The 15,464-nt window shown below is 65.2% G+C and carries 12 protein-coding genes; 9 read left to right on the top strand and 3 right to left on the bottom strand.

What is annotated here, in order from left to right:
* Nucleotide 1: 1 nt before the first annotated feature.
* The 3 genes from mgrA to GIB19_RS09050 all read right to left on the bottom strand — a co-directional run bounded on the left by mgrA (nucleotide 2) and on the right by GIB19_RS09050 (nucleotide 4,738).
* Nucleotides 2-1,045 carry an L-glyceraldehyde 3-phosphate reductase gene (gene mgrA / locus GIB19_RS09060; RefSeq protein WP_274885254.1) on the bottom strand — a complete coding sequence of 348 codons (1,044 nt, stop codon included), beginning with the start codon at nucleotides 1,043-1,045 and terminating at the stop codon, nucleotides 2-4.
* Nucleotides 1,042-2,376 (bottom strand): LLM class flavin-dependent oxidoreductase, encoded by a 1,335-nt coding sequence (locus GIB19_RS09055; protein WP_274885253.1) that lies wholly within the window; start codon nucleotides 2,374-2,376, stop codon nucleotides 1,042-1,044. The genes mgrA and GIB19_RS09055 overlap by 4 nt, the downstream gene beginning before the upstream one ends.
* A gap of 154 nt (nucleotides 2,377-2,530) precedes the next feature.
* Complete coding sequence (locus tag GIB19_RS09050) at nucleotides 2,531-4,738, bottom strand: TonB-dependent receptor (RefSeq protein WP_274885252.1); 2,208 nt, start codon at nucleotides 4,736-4,738, stop codon at nucleotides 2,531-2,533.
* Nucleotides 4,739-4,998: 260 nt separating this feature from the next.
* Between GIB19_RS09050 and GIB19_RS09045 the strand changes: the two genes are divergently transcribed.
* The 9 genes from GIB19_RS09045 to GIB19_RS09005 all read left to right on the top strand — a co-directional run bounded on the left by GIB19_RS09045 (nucleotide 4,999) and on the right by GIB19_RS09005 (nucleotide 15,309).
* On the top strand, nucleotides 4,999-6,045 hold the full coding sequence (locus GIB19_RS09045) for a LacI family DNA-binding transcriptional regulator (protein WP_274885251.1): 1,047 nt from the start codon (nucleotides 4,999-5,001) through the stop codon (nucleotides 6,043-6,045).
* A gap of 97 nt (nucleotides 6,046-6,142) precedes the next feature.
* Nucleotides 6,143-7,057, top strand: a complete 915-nt coding sequence (locus GIB19_RS09040) for a LysR family transcriptional regulator (protein ID WP_027593377.1) — start codon at nucleotides 6,143-6,145, stop codon at nucleotides 7,055-7,057.
* A gap of 134 nt (nucleotides 7,058-7,191) precedes the next feature.
* Nucleotides 7,192-8,328, top strand: a complete 1,137-nt coding sequence (locus GIB19_RS09035; RefSeq protein WP_085272920.1) for an acyl-CoA dehydrogenase family protein — start codon at nucleotides 7,192-7,194, stop codon at nucleotides 8,326-8,328.
* Complete coding sequence (locus GIB19_RS09030; protein ID WP_274885248.1) at nucleotides 8,325-9,269, top strand: D-isomer specific 2-hydroxyacid dehydrogenase family protein; 945 nt, start codon at nucleotides 8,325-8,327, stop codon at nucleotides 9,267-9,269. The genes GIB19_RS09035 and GIB19_RS09030 overlap by 4 nt, the downstream gene beginning before the upstream one ends.
* Nucleotides 9,270-9,290: 21 nt before the next feature.
* The gene (locus GIB19_RS09025) at nucleotides 9,291-10,085 is read left to right on the top strand and encodes a class II aldolase/adducin family protein (protein WP_027593380.1); all 795 of its coding nucleotides are present in this window, start codon (nucleotides 9,291-9,293) and stop codon (nucleotides 10,083-10,085) included.
* A gap of 145 nt (nucleotides 10,086-10,230) precedes the next feature.
* Nucleotides 10,231-11,856, top strand: coding sequence for an ABC transporter substrate-binding protein (locus tag GIB19_RS09020; RefSeq protein WP_099429231.1), 1,626 nt, complete (start codon nucleotides 10,231-10,233; stop codon nucleotides 11,854-11,856).
* A complete protein-coding gene (locus tag GIB19_RS09015) occupies nucleotides 11,853-12,803 on the top strand; it encodes an ABC transporter permease (RefSeq protein ID WP_274885247.1) in 951 nt (316 codons plus the stop codon). Before GIB19_RS09020 ends, GIB19_RS09015 begins: the two co-directional genes overlap by 4 nt.
* Before the next feature lie 2 nt (nucleotides 12,804-12,805).
* Nucleotides 12,806-13,696 (top strand): ABC transporter permease, encoded by an 891-nt coding sequence (locus GIB19_RS09010; RefSeq protein WP_274885246.1) that lies wholly within the window; start codon nucleotides 12,806-12,808, stop codon nucleotides 13,694-13,696.
* A complete protein-coding gene (locus GIB19_RS09005; RefSeq protein WP_274885245.1) occupies nucleotides 13,693-15,309 on the top strand; it encodes a dipeptide ABC transporter ATP-binding protein in 1,617 nt (538 codons plus the stop codon). Before GIB19_RS09010 ends, GIB19_RS09005 begins: the two co-directional genes overlap by 4 nt.
* Nucleotides 15,310-15,464 lie beyond the last annotated feature (155 nt).

Below are 15,464 nucleotides of genomic sequence, written 5' to 3'. Positions count from 1 at the left end.
GTCACTCCTTCCAGTCGGTCGAGGGTTTTTCCCAGAGGTTGATGCCGCCTTCCACGGCGTATTGGTCGATGGCCGCCAACTCCTCGGGGCTGAACGCCAGGTTATCGAGTGCGGCCACGTTCTCGATGATTTGCTCGGGGCGGCTTGCACCAATCAGTGCCGAACTCACGCGCGGGTCGCGCAAGGTCCAGGCCAGGGCCAGTTGCGCCAAGCTCTGGCCTCGCCCCCGGGCGATTTCATTGAGGGCGCGGGCGCGGGCAATGTTGTCTGGCGACAGGTGCTGGGGCAGCAACGAGCCACCGCCGGCGCGGTTGACGCGGGCATCGGCGGGAATGCCGTTCAGGTACTTGTCGCTGAGCAGGCCTTGGGCCAGCGCCGTGAACACGATCACCCCGGCCCCGAGCGCATCAGTGGTGGCCAGCAGGTCACGCTCGATCCAACGGTTGAACAGGTTGTACGAAGGCTGGTGGATCAGCAGCGGCACCTTCAGCTCGGCCAGCAGCGCCGCGATCTCGGCCGTCTTGCCCGCCGAATAGGACGAAATGCCGACATACAGTGCCTTGCCCTGACGAACGATGTCGGCCAGGGCAATGGCGGTTTCTTCCAACGGCGTGTCGGCATCGAAACGGTGCGAATAGAAGATGTCGACGTAGTCCAGGCCCAGGCGCTGCAGGCTCTGGTCGAGGCTGCTGATCAGGTACTTGCGCGAACTGCCGCCCTGCCCGTACGGCCCTGGCCACATGTCCCAGCCCGCCTTGCTCGAGATGATCAGTTCGTCGCGGTAGCTGCGCAGGTCTTCACGCAGCAGCCGGCCGAAGTTGGTTTCGGCGCTGCCGTAGGGCGGGCCGTAGTTGTTGGCCAGGTCGAAGTGGTTGATGCCCGCATCGAATGCGGTGCGCAGCAACGCGCGTTGGGTATCGATAGGCGTCGCATCACCAAAGTTGTGCCACAGGCCCAGGGACAGGGCCGGCAACACCAGGCCACTGCGGCCGACACGGCGATAAGGCATGCGCGCGTAGCGCTCGGGGTGGGCGGCGTAGCTCATGGTTGACCTCGTTCGGTAAAGAAGGGATTGGCAGGGCGCTGCAGCCCCAGGTGTTCACGCAGGGTGCGGCCTTGGTACTGGCGGCGGAACAGCCCGCGGCGCTGCAGCTCGGGCACGACCAGGTTGGCGAAATCCTCCAGCCCCAAGGGCAGGTGCGGCACCAGCACATTGAAGCCATCGGCGGCACGGCCCTCGAACCAGGCCTGCAGTTCATCGGCGATGTGGGCCGGGGTGCCGATCAGGCTGTAGTGCCCTCGCCCGCCGGCGATGCGCCGGCCAAGCTGGGCGAGTGTCAGTTGCTCGTTGCCGGCAAGTTCGGTGAGCAGTTGCTGGCGGCTGCGCTGGCCATCTTCGGTGGGCGGCAGTTCGGGCAGCGGGCCGTCGAGCGGGTAACCGGAAAGGTCGAAATTGCCGAGCATGCGCCCGAGCAAACCAACCCCGACGCGCGGGTCGACCAGCTCCTGAAACTGCTGGTACTTCTCTTCGGCTTCAGCCTGGCTATGCCCAACCACCACAAACACGCCAGGCATGATCTTCAGCGAATCCTCGCCCCGCCCGTAAGCGGCCAGCCGGCCCTTGAGGTCGGCGTAGAACGCCTGGGCGCGGGCCAGGCTCGGTTGAGCGGTAAACACCACCTCGGCACTGAACGCGGCCAGCTCGCGGCCGGTTTCCGAGGAGCCCGCTTGAACCAGCACCGGCCGCCCCTGGGGCGAGCGGGCTACGTTCAGCGGGCCTTTCACGCGAAAGTGCTCGCCTGCGTGATCCAGGGCACGCACCCCATCAGGACGGTGGAACAGCCCACCGGCCTTGTCGTGCACGAAGGCGTCGTCAGCCCAGCTGTCCCACAGGCCCTGTACCACCTGCTGAAACTCCCGGGCTCGAGCGTAACGCTCGGCATGCGGGATATGCGCCTGGCGGCCGAAGTTGCCCGCTTCGGCGGCCGCGTCCGAGGTGACCAGGTTCCAGCCAGCGCGGCCGCCGGACAGGTGATCGAGCGAGGCGAACTTGCGTGCTACGTGGTACGGCTCGTTGTAGCTGGTGGTGGCGGTGGCGATCAGGCCGATGCGCTCGGTAACGGCACTTAACGCCGACAGCAGGGTAAGCGGTTCGAAATAGGTGGAGCGTGCGCTGTGGCTGGCCAGGGCGTCGGTAGGCGCAGCAACGCTGTCGGCAACGAACAACGCGTCGAAACAGGCCGCTTCGGCGATCTGCGCGGCGCGGCGGTAGCTGCTGAAGTCCATGGGGTCGGCCGGTACGTCCGGGTGGCGCCAGGCGGCCACGTGGTGCCCGGTAGCCATGAGGAAGGCGCCCAGGCTCAGTTGACGGCTCATGTCGATCTCCTTGATGGGGTTGTCGCTGCGCTTTTGTAGGAGCAGCCTTGTGCTGCGAAGAGGCCTGTAACGCCACAGCCTCTGTATAAGCCGTACCGGCCTCTTCGCAGCACAAGGCTGCTCCTACACAGGTCATGCGCAGGATTCGAGTGACTCAAAAATCCTTGCGCAACTGCACGCCGAAGTAGCGCCCGTCGTCGCGTGGTACGGAGCGGTAGATGTAATCACCACCGCTGGCCAGCATCTGCGCATACGACTTGTCACCCAGGTTTTTGCCCAGCAGTGCCACACGCCAGCCGTCGTTGTAGTCGGCCAGGGCAATGCTGGCGTTCCAGATGCCGTAGGCGCCCTGCACGGTGTCCGGGTTCTGGTCCAGGCTGAACTGCACCGAATCCTGCCAGCTGTAGTCGCTGGAAAGCTCGACATCCAGGCCGTTGTCCAGCGGGATCACGTAGTCGGCACGCACGTAGGTCTTCCAGTCCGGGGTAAACGGCAGGTGGCCACCGTCGATGTTGCAGTTGGCCGCGGCCCCTGCCGGGCAGTTGAAGTGGTCGACACGGGCCTTGGTGTAGGCCACGGCAGTAGTCAACTTCAGCTGCGACGTCGCCTGGAAACTGGCATCCAGCTCCACACCCTGGGTCTTGACCTTGCCGGCGTTGACCAAGCGCGTTACCACCTGATTGGCCACCGTGTCGAAGAAGTTGGCCTGGTAGTCGTCGTAGTCGGTGTGGAACACCGCCAGGTTGGCGGTCAGCCGGTTGTCCAGCGCCGTGCTCTTCAGGCCGACCTCATAAGCGTCGGAGGTTTCCGGCTTGAGGGCGCCGGTGTCGCGCGGCTGCATGTTGAAGAACACGTTGTAGGCCGGGCCTTTGTAGCCACGCGAATAGGTGACGTAGCCGGTGAGGTTGTCGTTGAAGTCGTATTGCAGGCCGGTGCGCCCGCTCCAACCGTCCTCGTCCACCGAGCCGGAACTGGCGGTCGAAGGCTGGATGCCGGTGACGGCGGTGGCCGAGCTGGAGACCCGGCGGTGGTCGTATTCCAGGTCGTCGTGGGTCCAACGCAGGCCGAAGATGGCGCGCAAGTCGTCGGTGAAGTTGAAGGTGTTCTCACCGAACAGCGCGACGCTGTCGTTGGTCGTTGAGTAATCTGCCCGCCCCGTGTTGGCCACGCCGCCGTTGACCGACAGGCGCTGGTAGATTTCGTTGGACGTGCCGTGCATGTAGAAGGCGCCGAGCACGTACTCGTTGAACTGCCCTTTGGGCGAGGTCAGGCGAAACTCCTGGCTGTATTGATCATAGTCCACCGTGCCCTTGTCATGGGACGCGGTCACGGGGAGCAACGCACGGCGGTCGCCGTCCTGGTACTGGGTGTTGTCCCAGCCGCGCCAGGCGCTGATCGAGGTCAGGGTGTAGTCACCCAGTTGCCAGTCGAGCTGGGCCGACAAACCTTGGTTCTCGTCTTCGACGTGGGTCTTGAAGTCACTGTTGATATCGCGGTTGTGCGCGCTAGGGGTGACCGGGCGCAGTTGATTGGCAAACGCTGTGCTGGCGCTTGTGATCACACCGCTGGGGAGTGTGTCTTCACCTTTCATGTAGTCAGCGATCAAGGTCAGGCGCAGGTCTTCGTTGGGTTCGAATTCCAGCTTGCCGCGGGCACCTTTGCGCTGGTAACCATTGACGTCGTGGCCATTGGCAACGTTTTCGACATTGCCGTCGTAATCGCCCCACAAGGTGCTCAGCGAGCCCTTGAACTGTTCGCTGAGGCGCCCGCCAATGCCGAAGCGCAGGCGGTTTTCATCGCCACCGCCAAAGTGCGAGTAATCCACGTAGCCGCGGGTTTGCTCGGGGATGGCCTTGCTGACCACGTTCAGCACGCCGGCCGACGCGTTCTTGCCGAACAGCGTGCCCTGCGGGCCACGCAGCACTTCGATGCGCTCCAGGTCGAGCAGGTCGAGGGTAGATTGGCCCGGCCGCCCGAACACCACGCCATCGACCACGGTAGCCACGGTGGGCTCGACGCCTGGGGAGGTCGAAATGGTGCCGACGCCCCGGATGAACAGCGAGGTGTCCTTGTTCGAGGCGCCTGCCCGGTAGTTGAGTGTCGGCACCTGCTGGACAATGCTGGCCACGTTGTTGCGGTTGTCACGTTCGAGCTGCTCACCATCGATCACCGAAACCGCCACCGGGACTTCCTGCAGGCTGGCTTCACGGCGTGTGGCCGTGACCGTCACCGCGCCGAGGGCCGTCGCTTGCGGCGCGCTCTCGGCAGGTTCGGCAGCCTGGGCGCCCTGGCCGAACGCGGCCAACAAAATGGCCGCTGCCAGCGGCCGGCGTTGTGTAGTAGGAAACGGAGTTGTCTGCATGCTGCTCACTGCCTTATGGGACCAGACCAGGCCCACGTTCACGGGCCGACACGGAGGGTGCTGTGGGTGTCTGGTCTCGCTCGTGCGAGTGGCAGGCGCTTGCCAACAGCAGCGCTTGTTAGCGCTAACATGAGCAAGTATCAGAGGGCGCTGCTTAGCACGTCAAATACTTAAAAGTCAGATTGATATGCAATAAAGCTATTTGCCAGGCGCCATTGCGTTAGCGCTACCATCGCGCCATTTCCCGATGAGGCGACCCTGTGAGCCAAGCCAAGGATTCCCCCCGAAAGCGCCGTGGTGCAGGCCGCGCCACCCTGGCCGACGTGGCGCGCGCGGCAGACGTATCGGCGATCAGCGTGTCGCGTTTCTTCAACCAGCCTGAGCAGGTTTCACCGCCTCTGCGTGAGCGCATAGAGGCCGCTGTGCAGGCGCTGGGCTACGTTCCCAACCTGGTCGCCGGGGGCCTCGCCTCGGCGCGCGGGCGTATTGTCGGCATGGTGATCCCAAACATCTCGGGGCCGATCTTTGCCCAGACCATCCAGGCCTTCAGCGACACCCTCAGCCGCCATGGCTATCAGTTACTGCTGGCGTCCAGCTACTTCAGCGAAGGACAGGAAGAGAGTGCGGTGCGTGCATTCCTCGGCTGGTCGCCGGCGGCGTTGGTGGTCACCAGCCATTTCCACAGCCCGGCGACTGAAAAGATGCTGGCCGAAGCTGACGTGCCCGTGGTCGAGATCTGGGATTACCGCCCCGAGCGGGCGCCGTTGCAGGTCGGTTTTCTGCATCACCAGGTCGGCGTGCAGGCGTGCCGCTACTTGCTGGAAAAAGGGCATCGACGCATCGCCTTCGTGCAGAACAGCGCAGCCGGGGACCTGAGCGCGTTGGAGCGGCGTGACGGGTACATCGAGGCCTTGGCCGAGGCCGGCCTTGAACCCTGGGTGTTCGTGCCCTCCGCCGATTGCGCGCCGTTCGAGGCAGGCAAACAGGCAATGGAGGCGCTGATCCGCCGCACGCCACGCCCCGAGGCGATCATCTTTGCCAATGACAACCTGGCTGCCGGCGCCGTGTTGGCTGGCCAACGTGCGGGGCTGCGGCTACCGGATGACGTGGCGATCGTCGGCTTTGGCGACTACCCCTTCGCCGACATGCTGCTGCCCAGCCTGACCACGTTGCGGCCGCCCTCGCGAGAGATTGGTGAGGTGGCGGCCTTGCGCGTCCTGGAGCACCTGGGCGCCATCGCGCATGAGGGTGAGGTGCAACGGTTGAACCTGCTCGCCTGCGAACTGGTGGCCCGCGAAAGCGCCTGACGGCAAGGCACTGATGCATCGGGCGCTGTGACAATCCGCACAATGAGGATTATTCTTCCAAGGTATGTCCCACAGCCCCAATATGTGAGCGCCGAATATGAAAATCGATGACATGGACGCCTTCGTGGCGGTCATCCGTTGCCAGTCGACCAACCTCGCCGCCGAGGCCCTGCAACTGACCCAGCCGGCCATCACCCGCCGCGTGCAGAACTTCGAGGAAGACCTCGGCGCCACCCTGCTCGACCGCAACACCAAACCGCTGAAGCCAACGCCAATGGGCCTGCGGGTGTATGAGCAGTGCAAGGCGATCCTGCGGGAGATCGACTCACTGCGTGAATTGGTCGCCAATGACGGCGCCCCGTCAGGCACGTTGCGCCTGGGCGTGCCGCAAACCCTGGGGGACGTCGTGCTGCTCGACGCCCTGGCGCAGATTCGCGACACCTACCCGGTGTTGCGCACCCAAGTCACCAGTGGTTGGGGCAGCAGCCTGATCGCACGCATGGAAAACGGCGAACTCGACGCCGCTGCCGCGCTGTTTCCGCCTGGCAAAATCTTCCCTGAGGGCATCACCAGCCGCTCCATCGCGCGTATGCCACTGCGCGTGGTGGCCGCCAAGGGCAGCGCCAGCAAGCGCAGTTACAAGCTCAAGGATTGTTACACCCGCGGTTGGGTGCTCAACCCCGACGGCTGCGGTTTTCGTGCGGGGCTGCAGCGGGCCTTGAGCGAACAAGGGCTAAGCCTGTCGATCAACCTGGAAACCTTTGGCACCGACCTGCAACTGGGCCTGGTCGCCAACGGGCAAGGGCTGGGTTTGGTGCCCGAGCCGCTGCTGCAGAGCAGCCGCCATCGGGATGCACTGGATGTGGTCAACGTGACGGATTTCAAACCGCAGGTGGACTTGTGGCTGTTCCATCCACGGTATCTGGGCAACCTGCAGGAGCCGGTGGAGCTGTTTGGTGAGATTGCCGGGAACAGGCTGCAGGCCGCGCCCACAGCAGGAGACCACACATAATAAAACATTTGCATAGTAAGTATTTTTTAAATTCTACAAACAAATAATTAGCATAGAACCAAAAAGACTTTTACAGCGCTCATCCAGACGAATACGGTCTTAGAAACCCACCGTGTTCCAGGGATGAATACTCCATGAGTCACCCCCCATCCACCGCTGCTCTTGCCGAGCTGACCCAGGCCCTTGCCGCCAACGCCGAGCGCTATGACCGCAGCGGTCAGTTCCCCGCCGACAACTTCAGCTTGCTTCACCGCCACGGCCTGCTCAGCCTGACCGTGCCCCGCGCCTTGGGTGGCGGCGGGGCCGACCTGGCCACTGCGCGTCAGGTAGTTGCCGCCGTTGGCAAGGGCGACCCCTCCACGGCGCTGATCCTGGTCATGCAGTACCTGCAGCACTTTCGCCTGCAGGACGAAGCCCGCTGGCCCGAGCAGTTGCGCTTGCAGGTTGCCCGTGACGCGGTGGCCAACGGTGCGCTGATCAACGCCTTTCGTGTCGAACCCGAACTGGGCACGCCGGCCCGTGGCGGCCTGCCGGCCACCGTGGCGCGGCGCACCGCTGCAGGCTGGCGGCTGTCTGGGCGCAAAATCTACTCCACCGGCAGCTACGGCCTGACCTGGTACCTGGTGTGGGCGCGCAGCGACGATAAAGACCCGCTGGTCGGTGGTTTTCTGGTGCACAAGGACACGCCCGGCATCAGCATCGTCGAAGACTGGGACCACCTGGGCATGCGCGCCACCTGCAGCCACGAGGTGCGCTTTGACGACGTGCTGATCCCGCTGGACCACGCCGTCAGTGTCAGCCCTGCCAGCGCGCCGCGGCCCGAACTCGATGGCACCGGCCTGCTGTGGATGTCAGTGCTTCTGCCGGCCCTTTATGACGGCGTCGCCCAGGCTGCGCGTGATTGGCTGGTGCAGTTTCTCAACAACCGCGCCCCCTCCAACCTGGGTGCATCGCTGGCGAGCCTGCCGCGCTTCCAGGACGTGGTCGGGCGCATCGATACCCTGCTGTTCGCCAACCGCAGCCTGCTGGACTCGGCGGTCGCCGGGCACATTGATCCGCGCCATGCCGGGCAGATCAAACACCTGGTCAGCCGCAACGCCATCCAGGCGGTCGAGCTGGCCATCGAGGCTGCCGGCAACCCTGGCCTGTCCCGCCGCAACCCGCTGGAGCGGCACTACCGTGACGTGCTGTGCAGCCGCATCCACACGCCCCAGGACGATGTGGTGCTGGCCCAGGTCGGGCGCAGCGCACTGGCGGAGGTGGCAGCATGAGCCACTCGATCATTGCCAGCCAGCTTGACCCCCAGGCCAACCAATACCTGCGCGAGCACCTGCCCGACCACGAAGTCATCGACCTCGCCCCCGGCCAGTTGCACGTGGATGTGCCTGCCGATGTGTTCATCGTGCGCCCGATCAATATTCGCGGTAACCGCGTAGATACCCCGCCGCCAGGCTGGCCCTGGTCGCTGCGCTGGGTGCAGGTGGTGTCGTCGGGCATCGACTTCTACCCCGACTGGGTATTCCAGGGGCCGCCGGTGACCAGCGGCAAGGGCGCCAACGCCGAGCAGGTCGCAGAGTTTGCCCTGGCCCTGGTGTTTGCCGCCGCCAAGCAACTGCCGGGGCTGTGGGTGAAGGACGCCGACTGGCGCCTGACGCCCTTGGCGCCGTTGCGCGGCCGCACGTTGGGCATCTTCGGCTTCGGCAGCATTGGCCAGAGCCTGGCGCGCAAGGCCACCGCGCTCGGCATGCGCGTGCTGGCGCTGAACCGCCCAGGGCAACCAATTGCCGAGGTGCCCGGTGTCGAGCGCGTCGAGCGCCTGCAGCACCTGTTCGCAGGCAGCGATCACCTGGTCATCGCCGCACCGCTGACCCCAGCCACACGGGGCCTGATCGACCGCCAGGTGCTGGCCCAGGCCAAGCCCGGCCTGCACCTGATCAACATCGCCCGCGGCGCCCTACTGGACCAGCAGGCCTTGCTCGAAGCACTGGACAGCGGGCTGATCGGCCGCGCCAGCCTCGATGTCACCGACCCGGAACCGTTGCCGGCGGGCCACCCGCTGTACCACCACCCCCGCGTATTCCTGTCGCCGCACACGTCGGCGATTTCCGAGGACGGCTACCCCGCGCTGCTCGACGCCTTCCTCGACAACTTCGCCCGCTATCGCGAGCAGGCGCCGCTGCGCAACCTGGTCGATATCCAGCGTGGCTACTGACCTTCTCTTCTGGAGCACACCATGAGTTCATTGTCTGTCGTATCCCCACAAACAAACACCGTTCGCCAGCGGGTCAGTGCCGAGGAATGGGAGGTGCGGGTAAAACTGGCGGCCGCCTATCGCCTGGCGGCATTGTTCCGCTGGACCGACCACATCTACACGCACTTTTCGGCGCGGGTGCCCGGGCCAGACGAGCACTTCCTGATCAACGCCTTTGGCTTGCTGTTCGATGAAATCACCGCCTCCAACCTGGTCAAGGTGGATGTCGACGGCACGATCATCGACGACCCACTTGGGCTAGGCATCAACCAGGCCGGTTACGTCATCCACAGCGCCATCCACCGCGCGCGGCACGACCTCAAGGCGGTGCTGCACACCCACACCCGCGATGGCGCCGCCGTGTCGGCCCAGCGGGATGGCCTGCTACCGATCTCCCAGCACGCGCTGGCCTACTACAGCCGGGTGGTTTACCACGACTACGAAGGCGTCGCCCTGGACCTGGACGAGCAACAGCGCCTGGTTGCCAACCTGGGTGACAGCAACATCCTGATCCTGCGCAACCACGGCCTGCTGACCGGCGGGGTCAGTGTCGAGCATGCGTTCCGCGAGCTGCATGGGCTGGAGCGGGCGTGCAACATCCAGGTGGCGGCGCAGGCCGGCGGCAATGACCAGCTGCTGCATGCGGCACCGGCGGCGATTGCCAAGGTGCACGAGCAGTCCAAACGGTTTTCTGACGGGCTTGGCGAAGGGATTCAGCGGCATTGGGATGCGCTGATCCGCCAATTGGACCGTGAGGGGCGTGACTACCAGGACTGACTGGCAGACCGCTGCTGCTTGGGCTGGCCTCTTCGCGGGCAAGCCCGCTCCCACATCCATCAGGTACACCGCGGTACCTGTAGGAGCGGGCTTGCCCGCGAAGAGGCCAGCCCCGGCAACCCAATTACATCAGAAGGAACGCCCCATGCCGCCACTCCCCCGTGCCCGCCATTTGCTTAGCGCCTGCGCCCTGGTGCTGGCCCTCGCCGGCTGCTCCCCCGCCACCGAGGACACCAGCAAAACCCTCAACATCGCTTTCTGGGGCGACAACACCACCCTGGTCAGCGTCGACCCCTTCCAGGTCTACTGGCTCGAACACCGTGTGCTGCTGCGCAATGTCGCCGAGTCCCTCACCGACCAGGACCCGGACAGCGGCCGCATCATCCCGTGGCTGGCGAAAAGCTGGGAAGTCAGCGATGACGCCCTCACCTACACCTTCCACCTGCGCCAGGACGTCAGCTTCAGCAACGGCGAGCGCTTCGACGCCCACGCCGTGAAAACGGCCTTCGACACCAACAAAGCCTTCGCCACGCAGTTGCCCGCCACCTTTGGCGCGACCTATCTCGCGGGCTACGACCACGCCGACGTGGTCGAGGACTTCACCGTGCGCCTGGTGCTCGCCCGCCCCAATGCCGGTTTCCTGCAGGCCACCTCGACCACCAACCTGGCCATCCTGGCGCCCGCGTCCTACGCGCTCAGCGCCCAAGAGCGTTCGCTGGGCAAGATCATCGGCACTGGCCCGTTCGTGCTCGAGCATTACACCCCGGAAGTCGGCGCACGCCTGGTGAAACGCCCTGACTACGCCTGGGCCTCGGCCAACGTGAAAAACCCCGGCGCGGCCCACCTGGATGCCGTGGACATCAGCTACATCCCCGAAGAAAGCGTGCGCAGCGGCCTGTTCCTGCAGGGCAAGGCCGACATCCTCTGGCCGCGCAACCCGTTCTCCGAAGTCGACCTGAAGCTGTTCCAGGCCAAGGGTGCGACCATCCAAAGCCGCTCGCTGCCAGGCCCGGCGCTGAACCTTTACCCCAACACCCGCAACGACCGGCTGCTGGGTGATCGCCAGGTACGCCTGGCCTTGCAGAAAGCCATCGACCGCACCAGCTACGCCCACACCGTCTACAACGCCGAGTTCCCGGTGGTGACCGGGGTTTATGACATCACCACCCCGTATTTCAAGGCCCAGGCCGACAAGCTCGCCTACGACCCACAAGGCGCAGAGCGCTTGCTCGACGCCGCCGGCTGGAGCAAGGGCGATGATGGCTATCGGCACAAGAATGGCAAGCGCCTGACCTTGCGCTACAACCTAACGCCGGCCGAAAGCGCTGGCGACGTGCTGATCCAGGACCAACTGCGCAAGGTGGGCATCGACCTCAAGCTCAATGTACTGACCCGCGCCGAATGGGTCGCAGGCAATGCGTCGGGTAACTACGACCTCACCTCCACCTACATGACCCGCGCCGACCCGATCATCCTCCAGACCATCCTCGACCCGCGCGCCGCCAACAGTGCCACCCTCGCCACCAATACCTACGAGCCCCAGACCCTGACCCAGGCCCAGGCGCTGTTCGACGATGGCATTACCGCCACCCACGACGCTCAGCGTGCCCAGGCCTACGGCCAACTGCAGGACCTGCTCATCGACCAGGCCTCGGCGTTCCCGTTGTACGAGCGTGTCTGGCAGGCCGCCACCGCGCCCAGGGTCAAGGACTTCCGCTGGACCGCCGAGGGCTTTGCGTTCCTCAGCGATATCCAGGTCGCCCAGCCATGAACCGCTACCTGATTGGGCGCATCGGCCAGGCGCTGCTGGTGCTGTGGGGGGCCTACACCATTACCTACTTCATCCTCTACCTGCTGCCAGGGGACACCTTGGCGATTATGCTCAGCGCCTCGGGCATGGAGGCCGACGGCCTGTCACCCGAAGACCTGGCCAAGGCGCGCGCCTACTACGGGCTGGACCAGGGGATTTTCGAGCAGTACTTCGACTTGCTGTGGCGCGCGCTGCAAGGCGACCTGGGCCGTTCGCTGTCGCTGAACAGGCCGGTGACTGAGCTACTTGCCGAGCGCCTGCCGCAGACCTTGTCACTGGCCGGCCTGGCCATCGTGCTGTCGTTGCTGGCGGGTATTGGCCTGGCCTACCTTACCGCGTACCTGCAATGGCGGCCGCTGAAGGTGGCGCTGTCGCGCGTGCCTTCACTGGGGTTCTCGGTGCCGGTGTTCTGGATGGGGCTGCTGCTGATCCAGGTCTTCGCCTTCGGCCTGGGCTGGTTCCCGGCCACCGGCAGCCAAGGCTTCGCCAGCCTGGTGCTGCCGGCCGTGACCCTGGCCATCCCCAGCGCCGCAGTCTATGCCCAGGTGCTGCAACGCGGTTTCCAAGGCGTGTGGCACGAGCCCTACATCGCCACGGCGTTCGCCAAGGGGCTGAGCCGTGCCCAGGTGCAGGCCCGGCACGCGCTGCGCAACGCGGCCCTGCCGATTCTTACCCTGGTGGGCCTGCAAGTGGCCAATACCGTGTCCGGCGCCGTGCTGGTCGAGACCATCTTCTCGCGCAACGGTGTCGGTCGGCTGGCCCAGGAAGCGGTGTTGCGCCAGGACATCCCGGTGGTGCTGGCGATCGTCGCGGTATCGGCAGCGGCCTTCGTGATGGTCAACCTGATCGTCGACTTGCTCTACCCCTACCTTGACCCCCGCATCACGCATGCCACGAAGGTGACCTGACCATGACCACCGATACCCGCCCGTTCCGTGCCGCCGCACCCGCCACGCCCTGGAAGCGCCGCACCCGCGCGCAGCGCTTGGGCCAGGCAGTGGCACCTTTGTTATCGCGCCCTGGTTTCGCCCTGGCGCTGCTGGTGGTGCTGTTTGCGCTGGCCGCCGCCGTGGTGCCGCAGTGGCTGACCCATTTCGACCCCTATGCCACCTCGCCTGCGGCCAAGCTGACCGCGCCCGGTGCCGCGCACTGGTTCGGTACCGACGAACTGGGCCGCGACTTGTATACACGCGTGGTGTACGGCGCCAGCCTGTCGGTGCAAGCGGCACTGCTGGCGGTGGGCATCGCCCTGGCCGGTGGCCTTGGTTTGGGGGTATTGGCGGGGTTTGCCGGAGGGCGAGTCGACGCGGCGCTCATGCGTGTGATCGATGTGCTGCTGGCCCTGCCTGGCCTGCTGCTGGCCCTGGCGATCGTCACTGCCATCGGCTTCGGTACGGTGCCTGTGGCAATCGCCGTCGGCGTGGGCATCATTCCGGGCTTTGCCCGCACCACCCGCGCCGAGGTGCTGCGGGTCAAGACCTTGCCCTATGTCGAAGCCGCGCGCCTGGGGGGCGCCAGTTGGTGCCGCACCTTGCTGCGGCACATCCTGCCCAACGCCTGGGGGCCGGTCGCGGTGCTTGCCACGTTGGACTTCGGCGCCGCGATCCTGGCCACTGCCGGCCTGAGCTTCCTCGGCTTTGGCGCGGCGCCCCCTGCAGCGGAATGGGGCACGCTGATCGCCAACGGCCGCCACTTTATGATCACTGCCCCGTGGCTGTCGCTGCTACCGGGCCTGTTCGTGGTCGCCGTGGTGTTCAGCCTCAACCATCTCGCCCGTACCTTCGAGGAGCACCATCGATGAGCCAACACCCCCTGATCGCCGTGCGCGACCTCAGCGTCAGCTACCACGCTGGCGGCCATACCACCCAGGCAGTCAAACACCTGTCGTTTTCCATGGCCCAGGGCGAAACCGTGGCCATCGTCGGTGAGTCCGGTTCGGGCAAGTCGACCCTGGCCAACGCGCTGCTTGGCTTACTGCCGGGCACTGCCCGAGTGGATGGCGGCCAGTTGTGGGTCGATGGCATCGACGTGGCCCACGCCAGCGAACGGCAGAAGCGCCACCTGCGCGGCCGCACCCTCGGCCTGGTACCCCAGGACCCGATGGTCAGCCTCAACCCGACACTGCGCGTTGGCCAGCAGATCGGCGAAGCACTGGCCCTGGCCCACGGCCGCCGCTACCGCAGCCTCGACGCCGATGTGCTGGCGCTGCTGGGCCAGGTCGGCCTGGACCAGCCGGCCCTGCGCGCCCGCCAATACCCGCACGAACTGTCGGGCGGCATGCGCCAACGGGTACTGATCGCCATTGCCCTGGCCGGCAACCCGCGCCTGATCATCGCCGACGAACCCACCAGCGCGCTGGACGTGACGGTGCAACGCAAGATCCTCGATCACCTGCAACGGCTGGTGGCCGAACGGGGCATCTCGCTGCTGATCATCACCCATGACTTGGGCGTGGCCACCGACCGCGCCGACCGCTTGCTGGTGATGAAACAGGGTGAACTGGTCGAGCAAGGCCCGCCTCGCCTCGTCGTTCAGGCACCACAGCACCCCTATACGCGTGACTTGCTTGCGGCAGCGCCCGCCTTTTGCCATCGCCGGCGACCAGGGCCATTGACGCCAGGTACGCAACCGATCCTGAGCCTGGAGGGTATCGGCAAGACATTCGAGTTGCCGAAGACAAAGGGCCAGGACAACCGCTTCGTCGCCCTGCAGGGCCTCAGCCTGCAGGTGCACCCAGGCCAGACCTTGGCCATCGTCGGCGAGTCCGGCTCTGGCAAGAGCACCGCCCTGCGCATCGCGCTTGGCCTGGAGGCGCCCAGCCAAGGCCGCATTCTGTTCGACCAGGTAGACGTTACCGGCCATGGCTGGCGGGCGTTTCGGCCCTTGCGCCGGCGCATGCAACTGGTCCAGCAAAACCCGTTCGCGGCCCTTGACCCCCGTTTCACGGTGTTCGACAGCATCGTCGAGCCCCTGGTGTCGTTCGGCCTGCTCAAAGGCCCCGCGCTGGAACAAGCGGCCCGTGAGCTGATCGAACGCGTGCACCTGCCAGCCAGCTACCTGGACCGCCTGCCCCGCGAGCTGTCCGGTGGCCAGCGCCAGCGCGTGGCCATTGCCCGGGCATTGGCCCTGCAACCCGAGTTGCTGTTGCTCGACGAGCCGGTCAGTGCACTGGATGTCTCGGTGCAGGCGCAGATCCTGGCGCTGCTGGATGAATTGCAACGCGAACTGGGGATCGCCTATGTGCTGGTGTCCCATGACCTGGCAGTGGTGGCGAGCATGGCGGACCACGTACTGGTGCTGCGCCAAGGGCAGGTGGTGGAGCAAGGTACGGTAGACGCGGTGTTCGATCGGCCAACGAGTGACTATACCCGTGAACTGATCGCGGCCATCCCTGGGCACAGAGCCGCCGCATAAGTCATGACTCAATATTATTTATTTGCATTTATTCAATATCAACAAATAACTAAAAAACATAATTAGCATAGAACCACAAAGCCTTTCACAACCTCACCCCATACCCGCTAAGGTCACTCCAGACCGACCCCATTCCTGGCGGAGGCCGTCCACCA

Source organism: Pseudomonas sp. ITEM 17296 (assembly GCF_028895205.1).
Classification (GTDB): domain Bacteria; phylum Pseudomonadota; class Gammaproteobacteria; order Pseudomonadales; family Pseudomonadaceae; genus Aquipseudomonas; species Aquipseudomonas kermanshahensis.
This window is presented reverse-complemented; position numbering and strand designations above follow the sequence as displayed.